Here is a 22642-nt window from a genome sequence, read left to right as displayed (position 1 = left end):
ATCTCGACGCGGCGCATCACGCCGTCCACCGCGTCGGCCGCCTCGATCTCGCCGCGGGTCACGCCCAGCAGAAACAGCACGGTGTCCAGGTACGGATGGCTCAAGGACGCGTCGGCGACCTCGCGCAGCGCGGGTTTGGCGTTGAACGCCACGCCCATGCCTGCCGCGGCGAGCATGTCGATGTCATTGGCGCCGTCGCCGACCGCGACGGTCTGTTCCATCGGCACGCCGTACTGCGCGGCGAACGCGCGCAAGGCTGTGGCCTTGCCGGGCCGGTCCACGATCGGTCCCGCAACCCGCCCGGTGAGCGTGCCGTCGACGATCTCGAGATCGTTGGCGGCGACGAAGTCCAGTTTCAGATCCTGCGCCAGCGGCTCGATGATGCGCCGGAAACCGCCGGAGACCACACCACACCGAAAACCCAACCGCTGCAACGTCCTCAGCGTGGTCCGGGCGCCGGGCATCAGCTCCAGTTGTTCGGCGACTTCGTCGATCACCGACGCCGGCAGGCCCGCCAATGTGGCCACCCGCTGCTCCAGCGACTCGGCGAAGTCCAGTTCGCCGCGCATGGCCGCCTCGGTGATCGCCGCGACCTGGCCCTGGGCGCCGGCGCGAGCCGCCAGCATCTCGATGACCTCGCCTTGGACCAGGGTGGAGTCCACGTCGAACACGATCAGCCGTTTGGTGCGCCAGGCCAGTCCGTAGTCCTCGAGGGCCACGTCGACGTGCTCGTCGGCGGCGACCTTGGTCAACGCGGTCTGCAACGGACCGTAGGCGCCGGGGGGCACCGAGACCCGCAGCTCCAATCCGGTGACCGGATAGTCCGAGACCCCGCGGATGAAATCGATGTTGACGCCCAGCGTGGCCGCCTCGCGTGCCACCGCCCCGAACGCGCCCGCCGTGATCGGCCGGCCCAGCACGAAGATGATGTGGGTGGACGGCTTGCCGATGATCGGCACGTCGCCGCTGCGCTCGACCGTCGCGTCCAGGCCCATCCCGTGGACGGCCGTCTGCACGTCGTCGCGCAACGAAGTGCCGTCGGCGACTTCCGGCAGGCAGGACACCAGGACACCCAGCGTCAGCCGGTTGCGGATCACCACCTGTTCGACGTTGAGCAACTCGACGCCGTGTCCGGACAACACCTCGAAGAGCGCGGACGTCACGCCGGGCTTATCGATGCCGGTGACCGTGATCAGCACCGACACTTTGGGTGAGGAATTCACCCGCGACTGCCGCCGCTACTGCTCACTAGTCCCGCGATCGGGTTCGGTGCGTGGACCGAATCCCTTCGGGGACTCGCCGGCCGTGGCGTGCCGGCCGATGTGTGCTTCGTTGCGCATCCGTTCCACCATGTACGGGTAGTGCAACTCGAAAGCCGGCCGCTCCGAACGGATCCGGGGCAGTTCGGTGAAGTTGTGCCGCGGCGGCGGGCAGCTGGTGGCCCACTCGAGGGAGTTGCCGTAACCCCACGGGTCGTCGACGGTGACGACCTCGCCGTAGCGCCAGCTCTTGAAGACGTTCCAGACGAACGGGAACATCGACGCACCGAGAATGAAGGCCCCGACCGTCGAGACGACGTTGAACGGCTGGAACCCGTCGATGGACAGGTAGTCGGCGTAGCGGCGCGGCATGCCCATGTCACCGACCCAGTGCTGGACCAGGAACGTGGTGTGGAAACCGATGAAGGTCAGCCAGAAGTGCACCTTGCCCAGCCGCTCGTCGAGCAGCCGGCCGGTCATCTTCGGGAACCAGAAGTAGATGCCGGCGTAGGTGGCGAACACGATCGTGCCGAACAGCACGTAGTGGAAGTGCGCGACGACGAAGTAGCTGTCGGTGACGTGGAAGTCCAGCGGCGGGCTGGCCAGCAGCACTCCGCTGAGCCCGCCCAACAGGAACGTGACCAGGAAGCCGACCGAGAACAGCATCGGTGTCTCGAAGGTGAGTTGCCCCTTCCACATGGTGCCGGCCCAGTTGAAGAACTTGATTCCGGTGGGCACCGCGATCAGGAACGTCATGAACGAGAAGAACGGCAACAGCACCGCGCCAGTGGCGAACATGTGGTGCGCCCACACCGCTACCGACAGCGCCGCGATGGCCAGCGTCGCGTACACCAGCGTCGTGTAGCCGAAGATCGGCTTGCGGGAGAACACCGGCAGCACCTCGGTCACGATCCCGAAGAACGGCAACGCGATGATGTACACCTCGGGGTGACCGAAGAACCAGAACAGGTGCTGCCACAACAGGACTCCGCCGTTGGCCGGGTCGTAGATGTGGGCTCCCAGGTGCCGGTCGGCAGCAAGCCCGAACAACGCCGCGGTCAGCAGCGGGAACGCGATCAGCACCAGGATCGACGTCACCAGGATGTTCCAGGTGAAGATCGGCATCCGGAACATCGTCATCCCGGGCGCGCGCATGCACACCACGGTGGTGATCATGTTGACGCCACCGAGGATGGTGCCCAGACCGGCGACGGCCAGTCCCATGATCCACAGGTCGCCGCCGACACCGGGTGAGTGGATGGCGTCGGTGAGCGGGGTGTAGGCGGTCCAGCCGAAGTCGGCGGCGCCTCCCGGGGTGATGAAGCCGGCCGTCGCGATCAGAGCGCCGAACAGGAACAGCCAGAACGAGAAGGCGTTCAGCCGCGGGAACGCCACGTCGGGCGCGCCGATCTGCAACGGCAGCACCAGGTTTGCGAAACCGAACACGATCGGCGTGGCATAGAACAGCAGCATGATCGTGCCGTGCATGGTGAACAGCTGGTTGAACTGCTCATTCGACAGGAACTGCAGACCCGGACTTGCCAACTCCGTGCGCATCAGCAGCGCCAGCAGCCCGCCCACCATGAAGAAGATGAAGCAGGTGACGCAGTACATGATGCCGATCAGCTTGTGATCGGTCGTGGTGATCAGCTTGTAGATCAGGTTTCCCTTGGGACCCGTCCGGGCCGGGTAGGGACGGACGGCCTCGAGTTCTCCCCGCGGGGGCGCTTCGGCTGTCAACAGCTCCTCCAAACATCCATCCGGACAGGGGCGCACAACGGTACCGAGGTGGAATCCCAGTACATGTTTCTGAATCTTAGCCCCCGATCAGGTTCGCGGAAGGTCTGGTCCTACAAACTGTCGTAATCGCCGCGTGTGACGCCGGTCGCCCGCCGCGATCGACGGGCCTGAGCTGGTCGGATGTTAACGTCGAAGGCGTGCGATCCGGCGGCCCGCGACACTGTCTGGGCGTCGTGTTCCTGGCCGCGGTCGTGCTGAGCGCCGGTGGCTGCGGATCCGACGACCCGTCCGCGGCGACGTCGCGTTCGCTGATCAGCCCCACCACCCAGATCGCCGGTGCCGGGGTGCTGGGCAACGACCGCAGGCCCGACGAGTCGTGTGCCCCCGAAGCCGCCGCGGTCGATCCCGGACCGCCGACCCGGTCAGCGCGCAACGTCGCGGGTGTCACCCCCGCCGAAGCCAAGGTGCCCGCCGACCCGCAGCGCATCGTGGTGCTCTCCGGTGACCAGTTGGACGCACTGTGCGCGCTGGGCCTGCAATCCCGCGTCGTCGCGGCCGCAAGTCACCCCTCCTACTTGGGGAAAGCGCTGCACGACGCACCCAACGCAGGCTCGAGCGACTCGCCGGATCTGGCGGCCGTGGCCGGCGCCCGCCCGGATTTGATCCTGGGTTCGGTGGCGCTGACGCCGACCTTGTACCCGCAGCTGGCGGCGATCGCGCCGACGGTGTTCACCGCGGCACCGGGCGCGGCCTGGATGGACAATCTGCGCGGCGTCGGCGCAGCGACCGGGCGGGCGGCTGCCGCCGCGGCCCTGATCGACAGCTTCAACCAGCGCGCCGGCGACTTCGCGGCCAAACACGACGCGCCACATTTTCAGGTCTCGGTGGTCCAGCTGACGGAGACCACTTTGCGGGTCTACGGTGCCGACAACTTCCCGGCCAGCGTGCTGACCGCTGCCAAAGTGGACCGACCGGGACCTCAGCGGTTCACCGACAAGCCCTACCTGGAGTTCGGCAGCACGGACGCTGACCTGGCCAGAAACCCGGACTTCTCCGCAGCCGACGGCGACATCATCTATGTGTCATGTGCGACCCAGGCCGCCACCGACCGCGCCGGCACCATCCTGGACAGCGGCCCGTGGCGCAAGCTGGGCGCCAACCGGGACAACCGGGTCTTCGTCGTCAACGACGAGATCTGGCAGTCCGGCAGAGGGCTCGTCGCCGCCCGAGGCATCCTCGGCGACCTGCGCTGGATCAACGCCCCGATCAACTAGTCGGGGGCCCGGGTACCCGCGTCCGGGTCATCGCGATGCCGAGCACCGGAACACTCGGCCCATGCCGCCCTCGCCGAGGACTTCCAACAGCAGGTAGGGACCGAATTCGGCGTTCACATGACCACCCAACCTCCCACAACCAGCAGAAATCCGACTCACAGATTACGGGCTGAGCGCTGCGTTTCGCGCGTGGCCGCCGGGGCCGTGGAATAAGCGTTTGGCCCCCGACCGTTACCTTAGCTAAGCTTTTATATAGCGAACCAATCGAAAAAGGGATCTACAGATGAGCACTGTGCAGGCCTACGCCGCCACCTCGGCCACCGAGCCGCTGACCAAGACCACCATCGAACGCCGCGAACCGGGGCCGCACGACGTGGCCATCGACATCAAGTTCGCCGGGATCTGCCATTCCGACATCCACACCGTCAAGGCCGAATGGGGCGTGCCCAGCTACCCCGTCGTCCCGGGCCACGAGATCGCGGGCGTGGTGAGTGCTGTCGGCTCCGAGGTGACCAAGCACAAGGTCGGCGACCACGTCGGGGTGGGCTGCATGGTGAACTCCTGCCAGCAGTGCAGCCGTTGTAAGGCCGGACTCGAGCAGTACTGCAAGCGGGGCGCGACCATGACCTACAACGGCATCGACAAGGACGGCACCCGCACCTACGGCGGGTACAGCCAGGCCGTCGTCGTCGACGAGAATTTCGTGGTCCGGATTCCCGAGTCGTTGCCTCTGGACAAGGCGGCGCCGCTGCTGTGCGCGGGCATCACGCTGTTCTCGCCGCTGCGGCACTGGAAGGCCGGCCAGGACACCCGGTTGGCGATCATCGGCCTGGGTGGATTGGGTCACGTGGGCGTCAAGCTGGGCGCGGCGATGGGCTGCCAGGTGAGCGTGCTGTCGCAGTCGCTGAAGAAGATGGAAGACGGATTGCGCTTGGGGGCAAGCGATTACTACGCGACCGCGGACCCGGAGACCTTCAAGAAGCTGCGCGGCAGCTTCGACCTGATCCTGAACACCGTGTCCGCCAACCTCGACCTGAGCAAGTACCTCGGTCTGCTCGACGTCGACGGCACGCTCGTCGAACTGGGCATTCCCGAGCACCCCATGCCGGTGCCGGCCTTCGCGCTGGCGCTGGCGCGCCGCAGCCTGGCCGGGTCCAACATCGGCGGCATCGCCGAGACCCAGGAGATGCTCGACTTCTGCGCCGAACACGACGTCACGCCCGAAATCGAAGTCATCGCACCCGATTACGTCAACGAGGCCTACGAGCGGGTGCTGGCCAGCGACGTGCGCTACCGCTTCGTCATCGACATCTCACGCATGTGAGGCTGCCGCCCCGGCGGCTTCCCCGTGCTCGTCGGTGCCGGCGACGGCAGGCCGGAACGCGCCGTTCGTGGGCCGAACACCTGCTGCCGGAATTCGGAGCAAGATGTAGGGCGTGAGTTGGGCGAGATACGACGGAAAGGCGCTCGCCGGCGCCGCTCTGGCCGGCGATGCGTTGCATGCCGCACTCGAAGACGCTGTGCGCGCGCAGAATCCGCACCTGACCGACGTTCGGTTGGAGCGCGCCACTGCCACCGAGGAATACGAGAGCCCGCACCGGCGGTGGTTTGCAGTGACCTATTTGGCCGACAACGGTCTGGGCAGTGATAACCCCGCGTGATCAATTAATGCGATGGCCGCGACGAATTGCGTCGTTGACCAAATAGGTGTCCCTCGAAACGCTGCCGACCGTCATGCACAGAGTCACCACCCAGATCACCACCGCGATCGGAAGCAGAATGAAGAGCAGTAAGCCGAACGCGAGACCGATCGCGTTGGCAACGACATATGGGATCGCCTTTTGCGTCAAGCCTAGGTAGAGGTGTCCTCCGCCCGGCCACAGCACAGTGAGGAGCAAAGCGATCTCGCTCGATTTCTCCTGCGGAGGAAGTGTCACAGCCGGCGCAAATGGCGGCGCCGAATTCCAGGGCTGAGGGGCGTCCGGACCCCACGCCTGGCCGTCCCACCATCGTTGTCCTCGGCCATTCGGGGCGGGATACCATCCCGGCTTTGGTGCAGTAGTCATTGAGTTCTCCTTCGAAAGTCTTGAATGAGTCGACGCCAGGCGCCAGGGAGTGCCGATCTGCGATTGACTGCGCTAATCGACGTAGACGATCAATCCGGTGCCGTAAGAGTTCACACCCACACAGCGCTTCGCCTCGAGCCAATACGTTGTCGACGTCGGAGTGCATTGCATCGTGTACGTCTCGCGAGTGACCGGGCTGTATGCCGTGACGATGGTTCCAGGCTGCGCGTACCAGGCGAAGCGAACATTGTCGGCAAAAGCGCAGCTGGTGTCTTCGGTCGAAACTCCACTCATGCCCGAGGGGCACACGGTGAATACGTCGGCCTGCGCCGGCGCCGCAGCGAATAACATTGCGCCGGTTGCGGTTATGGCGGCGCCGATGCCGCCAATGATGGTTTTCTTCATTGCGTTCTCCGAGCAGGGGTCATTGATGAACCCCGACGATGGAGTCGTCGGGATACTTTGATGTGGTTTGTGCGCATGCCTCGTCCAAGGCGCACGACAAGTTATGACTGAATAGACCAGCGGTAACGCGCGATGCCCCCCGGCAATCTCCGCCCCGAACCCCGCAACGACATTAACTTTCGGCAGCCATCGGCGTGGCCGTTTCCCTGAATTGGGTCGTGGATTTTTGATTTTTCGTCGTCACAGCCCGAAATCTTTGTGACAGCTGTGACTATTGAATTCTGCGTTCCTGATGGGTCCAATGCGAAAGGAAATCGGACGCACTCAACTATTAAACAACGGCATCTGACTGGCGTGCTGCTGCAGCGACCATGATGGACGAGCAGTGCAAGGTGATGGGCTGCCCGTTGCCGCTGCCGTCCTGGGTCTGCGTTGGCGCCCTTCTCGCTAGCTGCGGACCTTGAAGCCGGCCCTGCGATTTGGCGCTGCGCTCGGTAACCAGCTCGGCCACCGTGTCGTAGTTGTGCGGCCGTTGCACCTATTACTTGCTGGCATGGCGCTCTCGGACGAATCCTTCCTGGACGCTTGATGCACGTCGACATATCCTCCGGTAATCAGCTTTAGAACTTGGGTTTTACTCGCCAGCGGCCCGTGCGGCGGTCGACCGATCCTGAGGGGATGTCATGCCTGTTAAACCCGCCGGATGGTATCCGGACCCCAATGACAATGATTCTGAGGTGTATTGGGACGGAAATCGCTGGCATGGACGGCGCGACAAGTTGCCGGATCCTGGAGGACCTCCCCCTCTTGGCGGCATGGGTAGCGTCGGAGCGTCCCCTTTGGACTCAATTTCTCAAAAATGGGCCGCCGCCTCGCCCGACTCAAAGAAAATGATGATTGCTTTCGGGGTTGCAGCTTTGGTCGTAATACTTATAGGTATTTTCTTCGTCGTGCTATCCACAAAGCCCTGGGAGTCTGAAACTCAGAAGCGCTGCCAAGCTACTATGCAGGCAGAAGGTTACCGAGGTGAACAACTCAAGGAAGCGATAAAGTTCTGCGTTAAATATGTTGAGGACTATGGCTCACCCCCGTCGCATTAATAATCTACGACGAGTAAACAATTACGTTCCCGAGACCGCTACGACGCGCCGGTGACCGGGATCAGCTCCGACTCGTACCCCACCTTCATGGACGCAACCAAAGGAGCAGGACGGTGATGACGACGCCTGTGCAAGCCGAGACATTCGAGGCGGCGTGGGAACGCTGGCACCGAGAACGCGAACAGTACTACCGCGACCCGCTGGGTTGGGTGAGTTTGACCGGATTGTATTGGCTAACAGAAGATTTCGACGAGGTGGCGGATCTTCCCGGTCGCTGGCGAGCGGACGCAGAGGCCGTCTATGTACAGGGCATCGACGGAACCGAACGGCTCGAACCCGTCGAAGGCGCGCCGGGGTTGCTGGTTGACGCCGGCGATCGCCGCATCGAGGTCATTCGCAGGACCGGTTCGGCCGCGCTGCGCGTGCACGACCCCAAGTCGCCGCACCTGCTGACCTACACCGGCATCCCCACCTACGCTCCTGATCAAAGCTGGTCAGTACCAGGCACATTCATCCGGTATGAGCGGCCCCGAACCGTGACGACGGGTGCTGTCGTCGAAGGGCTCGAACACCATCTGAACGCCGTCGGCGTCATCGAGTTCGAACTTTGCGGTGTCGCACTGCAACTCGTCGCGTTCGGTGCGGCCTCGGGCCCCCTGCATGTGTTGTTCACCGACGAAACCAGTGGCGTCACGACATACCCTGGCGGCCGGGCACTTTCGGTCGCCGAACCGGGTCCCGACGGCAGGGTGACGCTGGACTTCAATCGGGCGTCGAATTTGCCGTGTTCTTTCACCGACTACGCGACGTGCCCGGTGGCCCCGCCGGAAAACAGGCTGACGGTCGCTGTCGAAGCGGGCGAGAAGAACCCGCGCTAGGTCAATCGGACCCACCCGCCGGGGCCCACCGCCGCTATTGCGTGCCTTATGCGTTGACTCCGGGGCAGTAGACCTTGATGGCGGCGTTGATCACGACATCCTGTTGCTGTGGTGAGCCGTCCCCGGCAATCGAGCGAACCTGGTCGCGGGTCGCTCCCTTAGTCAGGCGGTCGCAAATGGCATGCGACGTGCTGATCGCATGGGGTATGTCGAACGGCGGTTGTAGGCCACCCTGCATGTAAAGAGAAGGCAACTGGAACTGGCCTTTGTCCACGCCACAGTCTTCTGTGCAATTGGGGTCGGCCTGAGCTGCTGGCGGGGCGCTAGTCGCGTAACCGGCGGCGCTGACACCGACAGCCATGAGCAGCACGAAGGCTGCCGTCTTGACAGTGTTCATGACGGGTCTTTCCCCTTAATGAGGTGTTGGCCTTCCATTCCTAAGCGGTTCCGACCCGCCAAGCTCGTACATTAGTGTGACTCCAGCGTCGCCGTGACACGTTTCGAGTCGGGTTAAGAAAGTCCTGCTGGCAGCAGCCGACGGGCGCAACAATCCACGGGGTGACGCGCCGACGACCCGGTAGCGCTTGCCTTGCTTGGTCTCATAAGCCTGCACGAGTGCCAGCTCACTAGAGCAGGTCGCAATGTGGGCAAGAAGTGCCGCCGCACTGATAGCAGCACCTGCGCAGTCCGTTAGCTGGCGTTGAACCTCGCGGCGGAAATTAACGCCCGCTGAGCTGCGCCTTTAGAAGTCCCAGTCCTCGTCCTCGGTGACCACAGCCTTGCCGATCACGTACGACGACCCCGACCCGGAGAAGAAGTCGTGGTTCTCGTCGGCGTTCGGTGACAGCGCCGAGAGGATCGCGGGGTTGACGTCGGTCTCGTCGCGCGGGAACAGCGCCTCGTACCCGAGGTTCATCAGCGCTTTGTTGGCGTTGTAGCGCAGGAACTTCTTGACGTCCTCGGTCAACCCGACGTCGTCGTAGAGGTCCTGGGTGTACTCGACCTCGTTGTCGTAGAGCTCGAAGAGCAGCTCATAGGTGTAGTCCTTGAGCTCCGAACGCTTCGCCTCGTCCTCCAGCGCCAGACCGCGCTGGTACTTGTAGCCGATGTAGTAGCCGTGCACCGCCTCGTCGCGAATGATCAGCCGGATCATGTCGGCGGTGTTGGTCAGCTTGGCCCGGCTCGACCAGTACATCGGCAGGTAGAAACCGGAGTAGAACAGGAAGCTCTCCAGCAGTGTGGAGGCCACCTTGCGCTTGAGGGGTTCGTCACCGCGGTAGTACTCCAGCACGATCTCGGCCTTGCGCTGCAGATTCGGGTTCTCCTCCGACCAGCGGAACGCGTCGTCGATCTCGGCGGTCGAGCACAGGGTGGAGAAGATCTGGCTGTAGCTCTTGGCGTGCACCGACTCCATGAACGCGATGTTGGTGTACACCGCCTCCTCGTGCGGGGTCAGCGCGTCGGGGATCAGACTGACCGCACCCACGGTGCCCTGGATGGTGTCCAGCATGGTCAGGCCGGTGAACACCCGCATGGTGAGCTGCTTCTCGTTGGCGGTCAGCGTGCCCCAGGACGGAATGTCGTTGGACACCGGCACCTTCTCCGGCAGCCAGAAGTTGCCGGTCAGCCGGTCCCACACCTCGGCGTCTTTTTCGTCCTGCAGACGGTTCCAGTTGATCGCTGAGACGCGGTCGATCAGCTTTGCATTTCCAGTCACGCCGAACTCCACTTCACCAGGCCGAATGGGGCTGTGTTGCTTAGGCCACAAACACTACCCCTGGGGTCCGACAAGCCCGTGCAACACAAGGGGTTGTGTTCGCGTGTCGCTATGTCGAGTCCAGGATCAGCTGGACAGCGCGCTCGGGCTGATCCCAGTGCGGGAAGTGCCCGCACCGCTCGAACCAGTGCAGCGTGGCGTCGGGAAACGCTTCTCGAGCGCGGCGGGCCTGGCTGGGCGGTGTCACGCGGTCGTTTCGGCCCCAGCCGATGACGACGCGACCGTTGAGCGACCCGGCCGGCGCGCCCTGCTGCTTGGGACCATGGACCAGCGCGTGCAGTGCTTCGTCGAGGCGCGTCGCGCGGTCGAAACTCCGCAGTTCCTGCAGCACCAGGTCGGGCGACAGGCGCCACGGTTGGGCCGAGAACTGCAGCAGCAGCGCGGTCCGGCCGGCGCTGCTGCGGGTCAGCGCCGGTAACAGCGGCTGGATGCGGCGGATCAGCGCGATCGATGCGCCGATGGTCGCGTGGAAGACCTTCTGTTGCGCGTCGGTCCAGAAGCCGCCGGGATCGAGCGCCACCACCGTCCCGGCGTGGCCTCGTCGCGCCAGTTCCAGGACCATCCGGGCGCCCATCGAACTGCCCACGATGTCGATATCACCGAGGCGGTGCGCGGCGATGAAGGCTTCGACGGCATCGGTCAGCGAGGCGATGGTGGTCTCCCCCGGCAGCGGCGCGCTGTCACCGAACCCCGGCAGGTCCACCGCGATCACGTCCCGGCGTGCCGTCAGCTGCGGCAGCACGGATTCCCAGTTGCGCCAATTGGATCCGAGGCCGTGCACCAGCAGCAGCGGTCGACCGGATCCCCGGCGGATGAACTTCATCGCTGCTTGCTCCCCCTCGTGTCGTGGCGGGGTACCCAGCGGCCGGCGGCTCAACCCGAGTCGATGATCTGCACCACCCCGCCGGACACTCCGGCGACGAACAACCTGCCGGTGGCCGGGTCGACTCCGAGCGTGTACGGATTCTGCACTGTCGGAAAGCGTTGCATCGGAACAGGATTCGGTCCGCTCATGTCGTAGCCGACGACTTCGTTGGTGCCCGACGACGCCACCCACAGCCGGTCACGCGACCAGTCGTAGGCGACCCCGTACGGGCCGCCGGCCTGGTCGAATCTGGCCACCTCGCGGGGTGTGGGTAGCGGCGTGAACAGTCGGACGGCGTTGCCGCGAGTGTCGATCGCGATCATCCGCCCATGTCGGTCGGCGACCAGGTGGGTGGGTCCCGCGCCGGCCGGGGCGGAACCGACGATGGTCAAGCGTTCGGCGTCGTAGACGGTGAGGTCGTTCTTGCGTACGTCCACCACGCCCATCGAGGTGCCGACCGCCGCGGTCCCGGCCGGCTGAACGCTGTCGGTGAAGACCTTCACGATCTGCTCGCCGCGCAACACGGCCACGGTGCCACCGAGTTCGTTGGCGACGAAGACGGTCCCGTTGGATGCCGCGGCGGCGTCGTGCGGTTCGGTGCCGGTGCGGATCGGCGCGTGCGCGGGCCCAGACGGCAGGTCGACACGCACCAGCGAATCGGCCGACTCGACCGGAACCAGTACCGGACCGCCGGCGGCCGCGAGCTGAAGATGACGAACTCTGCCCGGCAACGGAATTCGGCCCGTGACGGCACCGGAATCGGCGTTGAGGAACACCAGCTCGTTGGGATCATGGGTAGCGACGGCGACCGTCCGCGTCGGTGCATCGACCACGATTCCTTCCGGGGTATGCCCCACCGCGATGGTCCGCCCCACCGGCGCATCCGGCGCCGGCGCCTTGAGCGGTTCGGCGGCCGTCGGCAACTTCACGGCCGGCGGACGGCTGCCCTCGGTCGGCACCCCCGCCGGCAGCATGCCGGTCGTGGTCGACCCGGCAGCCGACGTCGCCGCGTCGTTGTGGCCGCAAGCCGCTAACGCGAGCAAAGCCAAACCGGCGCACAGCTTTCGAATCACACGCGGGTGATACCCACTGGTGGGCCACGCAATACCTGAGCCGTAGGCGAAGCTGCAATGAATCATGTACCATCTGGTACATGAATACGGAGCACAGCGCCGAGATCGATGCACCGCCGGAAACCGTATGGGAGGTGTTCAGCGACGTCCAACGGTGGCCGGAGTGGACCGAGTCGGTCACTTCGCTGGCCGCACTGGACGGGCCCGCTCTCGCCGTCGGTAAGCGGTTCGCGATCAAGCAACCCCGGATGGGCAAGCTGGTGTGGACGGTGACCGACATCGAGCCAGGCGTGTCCTGGACCTGGGAACAGCGCTCCCCCGGCGCCCTGGCGCGCGCACGCCACGACGTCATCCCCCGAACGGACGGCACCACGTTGGTCCGTCAACAGATCGAGCAGTCCGGCGTGCTGGGCGCGTTGATAGGCCGGCTGATGACCAACATGACTAGGCGCTACCTCGCCATGGAGGCCAGCGGCCTGAAGCGCCGGGCCGAGGAGCGCAGCCGCGCGCATGGTCCGCACGCCTGACCTTCAACGGCGCCAACAGCTGCTGGACGCCCTGGTCGAGGAGTTCGCCACGCGCGGTGTGGGTGACCGCTCGCTGCGCGATGTCGCCGCGGCCGTCGGTACCAGCCATCGAATGCTGTTGCACCACTTCGGTTCTCGGGAAAATCTGTTGGTGGCGGTGGTGGAGCAGGTCGAGCGCAGACAGATGGGGTTGCTGCCCGAACTGCCGCCCGGCCCGGCCGACAGTTTCGCCGCCATGTGGGCCGACGTCCGCCGACCCGAACTGCGACGGCTGGAACGGTTGTTCTTCGAGTGCTACTCGCGGGCGGCGCAGGGCGAAACCCCGTTCGGGCAGATGGTTCCCGGCGCTGTCGACGGGTGGCTTGCCGAGGCCGACGACGTCACCGCCGGAACCGCCGATCGTGCAATGGTGCGACTGGGGCTCGCCGTGATCCGCGGACTGTTACTCGACCTCGTCGCCACCGACGACGAAGCCGGCGTCGACGCGGCCGCGAAGGCCTTCGAGAACCTGCTCAGGCACTAGCCGAAAGTTCGCGGCGAGCGTCCTTGCCGACCCCGAAGAACTGGTACTCCTCGGGTTTGACCGATCGGGTGGCCCGCCAGTACTGCCAGGTGTATCCGCCCCACAACACGGTGTTCTTGCCGTGCTCGTCCAGATACCAGCTCGCGCACCCGCCGGTATTCCACACCGACTCGGACAACTTGTGTTGCAGCGCGTCGTTGAACCGGTCCTGCGCTTCGCGGGTGGGAGCCAGCGCCTGCGCGCCCTTCTTGTCGCACTTGGCGATCGCGTCGGCGACGTAGCGGATCTGGGACTCGATCATGAACACCACCGAGTTGTGCCCCAGGCCGGTGTTGGGTCCCAGCAGGAAGAACAGGTTGGGCACGTCGGCGACGGTGACACCGCGGTGGGCGCCGATGCCCTCGCGGTTCCAGCGGTCCACCAGGTCCTCACCGTGCTGGCCCTTGATGTCGACGTAGGTGTAGGAGTCGGTGACGTGAAAGCCGGTGGCGTAGACGATGACGTCCACTTTCCGCTCGCGGCCGTCGTGGGTGAGGATCCCGTCGCGAGTGATCTTCGCGATGCCATCGGTGATGACCTCGGCATTCGGGCTGGCAAGCGCTGCGTAATAGGTGGACGAGTTCAAGATGCGCTTGCAGCCGATGCGGTAGTTCGGGATCAACTTGCGGCGCAGTTCGCGGTCCCGCACCGACCGGAACACGTTCCACTTGCAGTACGCCTCGATGAATTTCAGGGCATTCGGCCGCTTGGTCATGCCGATCGCCAGCGCCTCCTGCCCCCAGTAGATGGCCAGACGCACCAGCGCACGCAACCCCGGAACGTTCTCCATTGCCGTCCGCAGCGCTTTGGGGATCTCCGGGTTCGAGCGCGGCACCACCCACGGCGGGGTGCGCTGGTAGAGCTGCAGTTCGGCGACGTCACCGACGATCTCGGGCACGATCTGAATGGCGCTGGCGCCGGTGCCGATGATCGCGACCCGCTTACCGGTCAGGTCGACGCTGTGGTCCCACTCCGCGGAGTGAAACGCCGGACCCAGGAATTCGTCGCGTCCGTCGATGTCGGGGAACGACGGGATGTGCAGCGCCCCCGCCCCTGACACCAGGAACTGCGCGACGTATTCGCGTCCGTCGGCGGTGAAGACATGCCAGCGGTACTCGTCGTCGTCCCAGTGGCCACGGTCGACCAGCGAGTTGAATTCAATGTGTCGACGCAGTCCGTACTTCTCGGTGACGCCCTTGAGGTAATCCAGGATCTCGGGCTGGAAGGAGAACGGATTCTTCCAGTCGGGCTTGGGCTCGAAGGAGAACGAGTACAGATGCGAGGGGATGTCGCAGGCGCATCCGGGGTAGGTGTTGTCCCGCCAGGTCCCGCCGATATCGGCGGCCTTTTCCAGGATGACGAAATCGACCCCTTGCTTCTGCAGCGCGATGGCCATGCCGAGCCCGGAGAACCCGGTGCCGATGATCAGGACCCGGGTGTGTACCGGCGGTTTGTCCGACCGAGGTTTGCCGGATTCTTCTACCGCCGGCGTCACGACGTCAGTCATGGTTACTGATCTCTCTTGTCGTGGCCGCCCCGAGACCGTCGGACGGCCCGGGTCGACCGCTGAAACGCAGATACCCAGTACCACGGGTATCGGTTAGTCCGAATCTTATCCTCCGCCTCCGCGATGTCAACGCGGGTGCGAGTCAGCTCACGGCAGAGCGGCGGGCAGCGCGTCGTGGATGGGCTTGTCCGGGTCCAGCGTGATGCCCATCGTTTCGGCGGTGCCGACGATGACGCCCATCATGATCGTGGTCAGTTGCGCCACGAACTGCTCGCGTGTCATGGCGCGGGGACTGTCGGGTCCGGGACCCAGCCACCACTCGGTGGCTGAGGCGGCGCAGCCGAACGCCGAGAACGCAGCCAGTTCCAACGCCGCCTTGTTCAGCTCCATGTCGCGCAGCTCGTTGTTGAACATCTCCGCGATGGTCAGCGTGATCTCCCGGCCCTCATTGAGGGTCTTCACCGTCGCGTTCGACTGCGCGCTGGAGCTGCCCGAGATAAACACCCGCATCACATTGGGATGCTGGTCGAGCAGGTTGACGAACTCTTCGACCGCGCGGTGGATCACCTCGCGCGCCGAGTCGGTGGCCAGGTTGATGGACGGGAAGATCGCCGCCCACAGCATGTCCCGCAGCCGCTCCCCGATGGCCAGGAACAAGTCGGACTTGTCGGTGAAATGCCGGTAGATCTTCGGCTTGGCGGTGCCCGCTTCTTCGGCGATCTCCCGCACGCTCAGCTCGGGACCGAGCCGGTCGATCGCCCGGAACGCCGCATCGACGATCTCGTTGCGTACCTTCTTGCGGTGTTCGCGCCAACGTTCGCTGCGCGCGTCGACTTTCACCGCCGGCTTGGGGCCGGGGTGAGGTAAAGAAGGTCGAGGCACTCGCACCACGTCAAGCACCTTACCGCTTGGGCGCCGCTGACCTGCCGTTCCTCGCTGCGCCGAGCGTGAATGTCACGACGCAACACGCGCTGATCCGTCGTGGATGGCACACTCGGCGCGGGCGCTCACAGCATGCAGCTGACGCAACCCTCCACCTCAGTCCCTTCCAGCGCCATCTGTCGAAGCCGGATGTAGTACAGCGTCTTGATGCCCTTGCGCCAGGCGTAGATCTGCGCCTTGTTGACATCACGGGTGGTGGCGGTGTCCTTGAAGAACAAAGTCAGCGAAAGACCTTGATCCACATGCTGAGTGGCCGCGGCGTAGGTGTCGATGATCTTCTCGTAGCCGATCTCGTACGCGTCCTGGTAGTACTCCAGGTTGTCGTTGGTCATGTACGGCGCCGGGTAGTAGACCCGGCCGATCTTGCCTTCCTTGCGGATCTCCACCCTCGACACGATCGGGTGGATCGAGGACGTCGAGTGGTTGATGTAAGAGATCGACCCGGTCGGTGGCACCGCCTGCAGGTTCTGGTTGTAGATGCCGTGCTGCTGCACCGACTCCTTGAGCCGCTTCCAATCGTCCTGGTTCGGGATGCGAATCCCCGCGTCGGCGAAGAGTTGACGCACCTTCTCGGTCTGCGGCTCCCACACCTGTTCGGTGTACTTGTCGAAGAACTCCCCCGAGGCGTACTTGGACTTCTCGAAACCCTTGAAGTGGGTGCCACGTTCGATGGCGAGGCGGTTAGAGGCCCGCAGCGCGTGGTAGAGCACCGAGTAGAAGTAGATGTTGGTGAAGTCGATGCCTTCTTCGGAACCGTAGAAGATCCCCTCGCGCGCCAGGTACCCGTGCAGGTTCATCTGCCCCAGCCCGATCGCATGAGAATCGTTGTTGCCCTGCTCGATTGAGGGCACCGAGGTGATGTGGGTCTGGTCGCTCACCGCGGTCAGTGCGCGGATCGATACCTCGATCGTCTGGGCGAAGTCCGGCGAGTCCATCGTCTTGGCGATGTTCAGCGACCCCAGGTTGCACGAAATGTCTTTGCCCACTTTGGCGTAGGACAGGTCCTCGTTGAACAACGACGGCGTCGACACCTGCAGGATCTCCGAGCACAAATTCGAGTGGGTGATCTTGCCTTCAATCGGATTGGCCCGGTTCACCGTGTCCTCGAACATGATGTACGGGTAACCGGACTCGAACTGCAGCTCGGCCAGCGTCTGAAAGAACTCGCGCGCCTTGATCTTGGTCTTGCGGATGCGTGCGTCGTCGACCATCTCGTAGTACTTCTCGGTCACCGAGATGTCGGCGAAGGCCATCCCGTAGACGCGCTCGACGTCGTACGGCGAGAACAGGTACATGTCCTCGTTCTTCTTGGCCAGCTCGAAGGTGATGTCAGGGATCACCACGCCCAGGCTCAGCGTCTTGATCCGGATTTTCTCGTCGGCGTTCTCCCGCTTGGTGTCCAGGAAGCGGTAGATGTCGGGGTGGTGTCCGTTGAGGTACACCGCGCCGGCGCCCTGCCGCGCACCCAGCTGGTTGGCGTAGGAGAACGAGTCCTCCAGCAGCTTCATGATCGGGATGACGCCCGAGGACTGGTTTTCGATGTTCTTGATCGGCGCGCCGTGCTCGCGAATGTTGGTCAGCAGCAACGCAACTCCGCCGCCTCGCTTGGACAGCTGCAGTGCGGAGTTGATGGAGCGGCCGATCGACTCCATATTGTCCTCGATGCGAAGGAGAAAGCACGAGACCGGCTCTCCCCGTTGCTTTTTCCCCGAATTCAGGAACGTCGGGGTGGCCGGCTGGAACCGGCCGTCAATGATCTCGTCCACCAGCTTCTCGGCCAGGGCAGTGTCACCGGCCGCAAGGGTGAGCGAGACCATGACGACGCGGTCCTCGAAGCGCTCCAAATAGCGCTTTCCGTCGAAGGTCTTCAGTGTGTAGGACGTGTAGTACTTGAATGCGCCCAGGAACGTCGGGAAGCGGAACTTCTTGGCGTACGCGCGGTCCAGCAACGTCTTGACGAAGTTGCGCGAGTACTGGTCGAGAACCTCACGCTCGTAATAGTTTTCGCGGATCAGGTAGTCGAGCTTCTCGTCCTGATTGTGGAAGAACACCGTGTTCTGGTTGACGTGCTCCAGGAAATACTGGCGGGCAGCCAGCACGTCCTTGTCGAACTGAATCCTGCCGTCGGCGTCGTACAGATTCAGCATCGCGTTGAGCGCGTGATAATCCGTTTCGTTCTGCAACGCGTGCGTGCCGGTGGTTACAGGCTCTGCAGTGACGGTTGGTGGCACGTCTGTTCCTTCCAGAATTGAGCCAGGCCCGCACGGACGGCGTCGACGTCGTCCTGGGTGCCCATGAGTTCGAAGCGGTACAGGTACGGAACACCGCACTTGCGGGACACCACGTTGCCCGCGTAGGCGAATTCGGCACCGAAGTTGTTGTTGCCCGCGGCGATGACTCCGCGGATCAGCGAGCGGTTGTGCTCGTTGTTCAAGAACGCGATGACCTGCTTGGGGACGTAGCCGCCGTCGTTGATATCCGGGGTGGCCCGCCCGCCGCCGTAGGTCGGCAGCACCAGCACATACGGCTCGTCGACCTCAATGCGGCCATGCAGGGGTATCCGCGTGGCGGGAACACCCAGCTTCTGCACGAAGCGGTGGGTGTTCTCCGACACGGACGAGAAGTACACCAGGTTGCGCCCGGGGATGTCCGAGATGTCCATCACACACCGCAACCTTCCTTACTTGTTCGTCTGCCCGCTCTAGGCGCTCAACGCCGAGTCGGCGAGTGCCTTGATGCGGTCGGGCCGGAAACCGGACCAGTGGTCGTGCTCGGTCACCACGACGGGCGCCTGCAGATAACCGAGCGCCATCACGTAGTCGCGCGCCTCGGTGTCCAGGGTGATGTCCACCTTCTGGTAGGCGACGCCCTGCTTGTCCAGCGCCTTGTAGGTGGCGACGCACTGCACGCAAGCCGGCTTGCTGTAAACGGTGATGCTCATGGGCGTACCGCTCCTTTGCGGGGGAAGTTCGACGGGACTGGCAACGACTCTGGTGGTACTTCTGCACTACTTTCAGCGCTCCGGCAGGCTTCCAGATTCCCGTGCTGCGGACTCCGGGTCGCCTGACCCTTCGACGCCGATTCCGGGAAGCTCATCGTGCCCTCGCTGACCTGTGGGGACCCGGTGAACCTGGGATCTGCCGGTCCTCGGAACACTACACCTAGGGGGTGATAACACAATGAGATACAAGATGTTCGAAACAACATTCTTGAAATTCCCAGGTCGTAAGCCTGAGCCGGGCGTGTCGTCGGCGTGTCGCAGATCACATTCCGACCCAGGGGTGTACAGCGGCTTCGCATGGGACCCGGTATATCAGCGACCACCGACAACCCCGGATTCGCTGAGCCATACGCCCAGCCACCAGCAAAGCCGCCGACACCAGTGTCGACGGCTTTGACTAGAGCTTTTGACGCGCAGCAGGCGATCGGCTGACGCCCTCGGCGAATCGACGGCTCAACCGACCTCGGTGGCGAGCTTGCCGACCACGTCCGCAACGCTGGCCGACAACTCCGCATTCTGGGCCGGGGGGTTGCCGCCCAACGACTTGAACGGCACCGACAGCTTGATGGCCTCGACAACGCGCGCCCCGGCGATCCCGAACGACTTGCGGGTGTCGTCGTGTGCCCACACTCCGCCGTATTGCCCCAGCGACCCGCCGATGACCGCCAGCGGTTTGCCCTTCAGCGCGCCGTTGCCGAACGGGCGCGACAACCAGTCGATGGCGTTCTTGAGCACCGCGGGCATGGTGCCGTTGTATTCCGGGGTGACCACCAGAGCGGCGTCCGCGTCACTCGCGGCGGCCCGCAGCGCGGCGACCGCAGGGTGCTCGTCATTCTTCGCACCGACCGCGGGGTCGAAGTCCTCGTTGTAGAACGGCAGATCCGCCAATCCCTCGAACACCGTGACAGTCACGCCGTCGGGGGCCACCTCTGTGGCGAGCGCAGCGATCTGGCGGTTGATCGATTCGGCGCGCAAGCTGCCCACCAAGGCCACGATCTTGATATCGGTCATCACTACGTCCCCTTCTGGTCGATTACATCCTCGCACGACGAAACCGGACTGTAGTCCGATTTATTCCGGCCGGCCGCGATACAGTGCAGAGGTGACCGGTATCGAGGTGTCCAGAGGGCTACCGGTACCCACCCTGCAACAGCCGCAACAAGTGCGCAGCGACGCCGCACGCAATCGCGCACTACTGCTGGCGGCGGCCCGCAAGCTCGTGCGGGAACGCGGTGCCGACGCGGTCACCATGGACGACGTCGCGGCTGCCGCGGGCGTGGGCAAGGGCACGGTGTTCCGCCGTTTCGGCAGCCGTGCCGGGCTGATGATGGAACTGCTCGACGAGGACGAAAAGGCCAGCCAGCAGGCATTCCTGTTCGGTCCGCCACCGCTGGGGCCGGACGCGCCGCCATTGGATCGGCTCATCGCGTTCGGCCGGGAGCGGATCTGCTTCGTGCACACCCACCACGAGTTGCTGTCGGCCGCCAACCGCGACCCGCATACCCGCCGCATCGGCGCGGCTGCCGTGCAACGCCGCCATGTCCAGGTCCTGCTGCAGGCGGCCCACAGCACCGGCGACCTCGACGCGCAGACCGACGCGCTGCTGGCCCTGCTCGACGTCGACTACGTCGAACACCAACTCACCGACGGCGGCCACACCCAACAGACGTTGGGCGACGCCTGGGCGAGCCTGGCCGGCAAGCTGTGCGGGCGGTGACCACCCCCGGAAGCCACCGCTGGGTCCTGCATGTAGACCTCGACCAGTTCCTGGCCTCGGTGGAATTGCGTCGTCACCCTGAGTTGGTCGGGCTGCCCGTGATCGTCGGCGGCAACGGCGACCCGGCCGAACCGCGCAAGGTCGTCACCTGCGCCTCCTATGAGGCCCGCGAATACGGGGTGCACGCCGGCATGCCGCTGCGAGCCGCCGCCCGCCGTTGCCCGGACGCGACGTTCCTCCCCTCGGATTCCGCCGCCTACGACGCCGCCTCCGAGCAGGTGATGGGATTGCTGCGCGACCTCGGGCATCCCGTCGAAGTGTGGGGCTGGGACGAGGCGTACGTCGGAGTCGCCGGCGACCCGGCAACCGTCGCCGAGCAGATCCGCACCGTGGTGTCGTCGGAAACCGGCCTGTCCTGCTCGGTCGGCATCAGCGACAACAAACAGCGCGCCAAGATCGCGACCGGGTACGCGAAACCGGCTGGCATCTTTGCGCTCACCGACGCCAACTGGATGACGCTGATGGCCGAGCGCCCGGTCGACGCACTCTGGGGCGTGGGGCCCAAGACCACGAAAAAGCTTGCCGCTCTGGGTATCTCGACGGTCCGACAACTCGCTCATGCCGATGGCGAGCTGCTGACGTCGACGTTCGGGCCGCGCACCGGCCTGTGGCTGCTGCTACTGGCCAAGGGCGGTGGGGACACCGGCGTCAGCGCCGAACCGTGGGTGCCGCGCTCACGCAGCCACGTGATCACGTTTCCGCGCGACCTGACCGAGCGGGCTGAAATGGATTCGGCGATAGCCGATTTGGCGCGCCAGACCCTGACAGATGTGGTGAACGAGGGCCGCGTCGTCACACGCGTCGCGGTCACGGTGCGCACCGCGACGTTCTACACCCGCACCAAGATCCGCAAACTCGACGCACCGACCACCGATGCCGACGTCATCGTCACCGCCGCCGTGCGCGTCCTGGATCTGTTCGAACTGGATCGCCCCGTCCGACTGCTCGGGGTGCGCCTAGAACTCCAGATGCCGCACTAGGCGCCCGATTCGAGCCCGCGGGTCGGCGGACCAGGCCGCAGCGCCCGCGTGAAGATCGAATTGACCTGGCGCATCGCCACGCTGTAAGGCCACCACGCCAGCCGTTTGAACGCATACAGCGCCCGGATGTCCGGCGAGGTGTAGATGAGATACCGGTTCTTGGCGACCCCGGCCAGGATTTTCTCGGCTGCCCGTTCCGGTGAGACGGCATGGCCGCTGAAACGGTCGACCCAGCGGGCGACCTGCGGGTCCTCGCGGTCCACCCCGGCGATTTCGACGGTGTTGACCAGCGGCGTCTTCACCGCACCCGGCACCACGACCGACACCCCGATGCGGTGGCGGGCCAGGTCGAAGCGCAACACTTCGGAAAGTCCGCGCAAGCCGAATTTGCTTGCGCTGTAAGCGGCATGCCACGGCAGCGCGACCAGTCCCGCCGCCGAGGACACGTTGACCACATGTCCGCCCCGGCCGGCCGCGACCATTTGCGGGACGAACGACTCGATCACGTGGATGGGACCCATCAGGTTGATCGCGACCATCTTGTTCCATTGTTGGTGCGACAACCGGTCGACGGTGCCCCACGCCGAGACGCCGGCGATGTTGAGCACCACGTCCATGCTGCCGTGCGTGGTATGGATGTCGACGGAGAACGCCGACACCTGCTCGTAGTCGGAGATGTCCAGGACGCGATAGGCGGGCACCTCCGCGCCCAGCGCCCGAGCGTCGGCCACCGTCTGAGTCAGGCCGTCCGCGTCGCGGTCGGTCAGATACAGCTCAGCCCCCTGCGCGGCCAGTCGCAACGCCGTGGCACGGCCGATACCGCTGGCCGCACCCGTCACGAAGCACCGCTTCCCGGCGAAATACCGCTTTGCTGCTGAATTCTGCTGCGCCATGGTCGAGACGATACGG

At 64.6% G+C, this 22642-nt stretch carries 24 protein-coding genes; 9 read left to right on the top strand and 15 right to left on the bottom strand.

Annotation, left to right across the window (positions count from 1 at the left end; all coding sequences use genetic code 11):
* Both serB and ctaD read right to left on the bottom strand, forming a co-directional pair.
* On the bottom strand, positions 1–1223 hold a 1223-nt coding region (gene serB, locus AC5Y47_RS20810; protein ID WP_499946149.1), incomplete at its 3' end, for a phosphoserine phosphatase SerB.
* 15 nt (positions 1224–1238) lie between these two features.
* The gene (gene ctaD, locus AC5Y47_RS20805) at positions 1239–2999 is read right to left on the bottom strand and encodes an aa3-type cytochrome oxidase subunit I (protein ID WP_499946148.1); all 1761 of its coding nucleotides are present in this window, start codon (positions 2997–2999) and stop codon (positions 1239–1241) included.
* 197 nt (positions 3000–3196) lie between these two features.
* Between ctaD and AC5Y47_RS20800 the strand changes: the two genes are divergently transcribed.
* The 3 genes from AC5Y47_RS20800 (at position 3197) to AC5Y47_RS20790 (ending at position 5934) form a co-directional block, all read left to right on the top strand.
* Positions 3197–4273, top strand: coding sequence for an iron-siderophore ABC transporter substrate-binding protein (locus AC5Y47_RS20800; protein WP_499946147.1), 1077 nt, complete (start codon positions 3197–3199; stop codon positions 4271–4273).
* Between the two features lie 283 nt (positions 4274–4556).
* The gene (locus AC5Y47_RS20795; protein ID WP_499946146.1) at positions 4557–5597 is read left to right on the top strand and encodes an NAD(P)-dependent alcohol dehydrogenase; all 1041 of its coding nucleotides are present in this window, start codon (positions 4557–4559) and stop codon (positions 5595–5597) included.
* A gap of 112 nt (positions 5598–5709) precedes the next feature.
* The gene (locus AC5Y47_RS20790) at positions 5710–5934 is read left to right on the top strand and encodes a hypothetical protein (RefSeq protein WP_499946145.1); all 225 of its coding nucleotides are present in this window, start codon (positions 5710–5712) and stop codon (positions 5932–5934) included.
* Here AC5Y47_RS20790 and AC5Y47_RS20785 read toward each other — a convergent pair whose 3' ends face one another.
* Both AC5Y47_RS20785 and AC5Y47_RS20780 read right to left on the bottom strand, forming a co-directional pair.
* The gene (locus tag AC5Y47_RS20785; RefSeq protein WP_499946144.1) at positions 5935–6339 is read right to left on the bottom strand and encodes a hypothetical protein; all 405 of its coding nucleotides are present in this window, start codon (positions 6337–6339) and stop codon (positions 5935–5937) included.
* A 72-nt stretch (positions 6340–6411) separates the two neighbouring features.
* Positions 6412–6744, bottom strand: a complete 333-nt coding sequence (locus AC5Y47_RS20780) for a hypothetical protein (RefSeq protein ID WP_499946143.1) — start codon at positions 6742–6744, stop codon at positions 6412–6414.
* Between the two features lie 683 nt (positions 6745–7427).
* Here AC5Y47_RS20780 and AC5Y47_RS20775 point away from each other — a divergent pair.
* Both AC5Y47_RS20775 and AC5Y47_RS20770 read left to right on the top strand, forming a co-directional pair.
* Complete coding sequence (locus AC5Y47_RS20775; RefSeq protein WP_499946142.1) at positions 7428–7844, top strand: hypothetical protein; 417 nt, start codon at positions 7428–7430, stop codon at positions 7842–7844.
* Positions 7845–7960: 116 nt separating this feature from the next.
* Positions 7961–8722, top strand: a complete 762-nt coding sequence (locus tag AC5Y47_RS20770) for a DUF1684 domain-containing protein (protein ID WP_499946141.1) — start codon at positions 7961–7963, stop codon at positions 8720–8722.
* Between the two features lie 46 nt (positions 8723–8768).
* Here the strand turns inward: AC5Y47_RS20770 and AC5Y47_RS20765 are convergent, their stop codons facing one another.
* The 4 genes from AC5Y47_RS20765 to AC5Y47_RS20750 all read right to left on the bottom strand — a co-directional run bounded on the left by AC5Y47_RS20765 (position 8769) and on the right by AC5Y47_RS20750 (position 12437).
* Complete coding sequence (locus AC5Y47_RS20765; RefSeq protein WP_499946140.1) at positions 8769–9119, bottom strand: DUF732 domain-containing protein; 351 nt, start codon at positions 9117–9119, stop codon at positions 8769–8771.
* A gap of 345 nt (positions 9120–9464) precedes the next feature.
* Positions 9465–10439 (bottom strand): class 1b ribonucleoside-diphosphate reductase subunit beta, encoded by a 975-nt coding sequence (gene nrdF, locus AC5Y47_RS20760; protein WP_499946139.1) that lies wholly within the window; start codon positions 10437–10439, stop codon positions 9465–9467.
* 109 nt (positions 10440–10548) lie between these two features.
* Entirely contained in the window at positions 10549–11322 is a 774-nt protein-coding gene (locus AC5Y47_RS20755) for an alpha/beta fold hydrolase (RefSeq protein ID WP_499946138.1), read from the bottom strand.
* Between the two features lie 50 nt (positions 11323–11372).
* Complete coding sequence (locus tag AC5Y47_RS20750) at positions 11373–12437, bottom strand: YncE family protein (protein ID WP_499946137.1); 1065 nt, start codon at positions 12435–12437, stop codon at positions 11373–11375.
* A gap of 80 nt (positions 12438–12517) precedes the next feature.
* On the opposite strand from AC5Y47_RS20750, the gene AC5Y47_RS20745 reads away from it, so the two are divergent.
* On the top strand, positions 12518–12964 hold the full coding sequence (locus tag AC5Y47_RS20745; protein ID WP_499946136.1) for an SRPBCC family protein: 447 nt from the start codon (positions 12518–12520) through the stop codon (positions 12962–12964).
* Positions 12948–13487, top strand: a complete 540-nt coding sequence (locus AC5Y47_RS20740) for a TetR/AcrR family transcriptional regulator (protein WP_499946135.1) — start codon at positions 12948–12950, stop codon at positions 13485–13487. Before AC5Y47_RS20745 ends, AC5Y47_RS20740 begins: the two co-directional genes overlap by 17 nt.
* Here AC5Y47_RS20740 and AC5Y47_RS20735 read toward each other — a convergent pair.
* The 6 genes from AC5Y47_RS20735 to AC5Y47_RS20710 form a co-directional block, all read right to left on the bottom strand.
* The gene (locus tag AC5Y47_RS20735) at positions 13477–15033 is read right to left on the bottom strand and encodes a flavin-containing monooxygenase (protein ID WP_499946134.1); all 1557 of its coding nucleotides are present in this window, start codon (positions 15031–15033) and stop codon (positions 13477–13479) included. The genes AC5Y47_RS20740 and AC5Y47_RS20735 overlap by 11 nt on opposite strands.
* 147 nt (positions 15034–15180) lie before the next feature.
* Entirely contained in the window at positions 15181–15924 is a 744-nt protein-coding gene (locus AC5Y47_RS20730; RefSeq protein ID WP_499946133.1) for a TetR/AcrR family transcriptional regulator, read from the bottom strand.
* Between the two features lie 116 nt (positions 15925–16040).
* Positions 16041–18206: a class 1b ribonucleoside-diphosphate reductase subunit alpha gene (nrdE, locus tag AC5Y47_RS20725; protein ID WP_499946132.1), complete on the bottom strand. Its 2166-nt coding sequence runs from the start codon at positions 18204–18206 to the stop codon at positions 16041–16043.
* Positions 18176–18637, bottom strand: coding sequence for a class Ib ribonucleoside-diphosphate reductase assembly flavoprotein NrdI (gene nrdI / locus AC5Y47_RS20720; RefSeq protein WP_499946131.1), 462 nt, complete (start codon positions 18635–18637; stop codon positions 18176–18178). The genes nrdE and nrdI overlap by 31 nt, the downstream gene beginning before the upstream one ends.
* A 39-nt stretch (positions 18638–18676) precedes the next feature.
* Positions 18677–18916, bottom strand: a complete 240-nt coding sequence (gene nrdH, locus AC5Y47_RS20715) for a glutaredoxin-like protein NrdH (protein ID WP_499946130.1) — start codon at positions 18914–18916, stop codon at positions 18677–18679.
* A gap of 513 nt (positions 18917–19429) precedes the next feature.
* Positions 19430–19987 carry an NAD(P)H-dependent oxidoreductase gene (locus AC5Y47_RS20710; RefSeq protein WP_499946129.1) on the bottom strand — a complete coding sequence of 186 codons (558 nt, stop codon included), beginning with the start codon at positions 19985–19987 and terminating at the stop codon, positions 19430–19432.
* Between the two features lie 91 nt (positions 19988–20078).
* On the opposite strand from AC5Y47_RS20710, the gene AC5Y47_RS20705 reads away from it, so the two are divergent.
* Positions 20079–20693 (top strand): TetR/AcrR family transcriptional regulator, encoded by a 615-nt coding sequence (locus tag AC5Y47_RS20705; RefSeq protein ID WP_499946128.1) that lies wholly within the window; start codon positions 20079–20081, stop codon positions 20691–20693.
* Positions 20690–21733 (top strand): DNA polymerase IV, encoded by a 1044-nt coding sequence (locus AC5Y47_RS20700; protein ID WP_499946127.1) that lies wholly within the window; start codon positions 20690–20692, stop codon positions 21731–21733. The genes AC5Y47_RS20705 and AC5Y47_RS20700 overlap by 4 nt, the downstream gene beginning before the upstream one ends.
* On the opposite strand, the gene AC5Y47_RS20695 is transcribed toward AC5Y47_RS20700, so the two are convergent.
* A complete protein-coding gene (locus AC5Y47_RS20695) occupies positions 21730–22626 on the bottom strand; it encodes an SDR family oxidoreductase (RefSeq protein ID WP_499946126.1) in 897 nt (298 codons plus the stop codon). The two genes, AC5Y47_RS20700 and AC5Y47_RS20695, sit on opposite strands and share 4 nt — an antisense overlap.
* Positions 22627–22642 lie beyond the last annotated feature (16 nt).

It is taken from the genome of Mycobacterium sp. NGS22, assembly GCF_059813095.1.
The sequence above is the reverse complement of the archived record's forward strand: the minus strand, read 5'-3'. Positions and strand labels throughout refer to the sequence as shown.

Bases quoted from the DNA above. Each gene is read 5' to 3' on its own strand.
- AC5Y47_RS20785 (WP_499946144.1), bottom strand. From the start codon at position 6,339: ATGACTACTGCACCAAAGCCGGGATGGTATCCCGCCCCGAATGGCCGA.
- AC5Y47_RS20795 (WP_499946146.1), top strand. From the start codon at position 4,557: ATGAGCACTGTGCAGGCCTACGCCGCCACCTCGGCCACCGAGCCGCTG.
- nrdH (WP_499946130.1), bottom strand. From the start codon at position 18,916: ATGAGCATCACCGTTTACAGCAAGCCGGCTTGCGTGCAGTGCGTCGCC.
- AC5Y47_RS20740 (WP_499946135.1), top strand. From the start codon at position 12,948: ATGGTCCGCACGCCTGACCTTCAACGGCGCCAACAGCTGCTGGACGCC.
- AC5Y47_RS20770 (WP_499946141.1), top strand. From the start codon at position 7,961: ATGACGACGCCTGTGCAAGCCGAGACATTCGAGGCGGCGTGGGAACGC.
- AC5Y47_RS20710 (WP_499946129.1), bottom strand. From the start codon at position 19,987: ATGACCGATATCAAGATCGTGGCCTTGGTGGGCAGCTTGCGCGCCGAA.
- AC5Y47_RS20775 (WP_499946142.1), top strand. From the start codon at position 7,428: ATGCCTGTTAAACCCGCCGGATGGTATCCGGACCCCAATGACAATGAT.
- AC5Y47_RS20695 (WP_499946126.1), bottom strand. From the start codon at position 22,626: ATGGCGCAGCAGAATTCAGCAGCAAAGCGGTATTTCGCCGGGAAGCGG.
- AC5Y47_RS20780 (WP_499946143.1), bottom strand. From the start codon at position 6,744: ATGAAGAAAACCATCATTGGCGGCATCGGCGCCGCCATAACCGCAACC.
- AC5Y47_RS20735 (WP_499946134.1), bottom strand. From the start codon at position 15,033: ATGACTGACGTCGTGACGCCGGCGGTAGAAGAATCCGGCAAACCTCGG.
- AC5Y47_RS20755 (WP_499946138.1), bottom strand. From the start codon at position 11,322: ATGAAGTTCATCCGCCGGGGATCCGGTCGACCGCTGCTGCTGGTGCAC.
- AC5Y47_RS20765 (WP_499946140.1), bottom strand. From the start codon at position 9,119: ATGAACACTGTCAAGACGGCAGCCTTCGTGCTGCTCATGGCTGTCGGT.
- nrdI (WP_499946131.1), bottom strand. From the start codon at position 18,637: ATGGACATCTCGGACATCCCCGGGCGCAACCTGGTGTACTTCTCGTCC.
- AC5Y47_RS20745 (WP_499946136.1), top strand. From the start codon at position 12,518: ATGAATACGGAGCACAGCGCCGAGATCGATGCACCGCCGGAAACCGTA.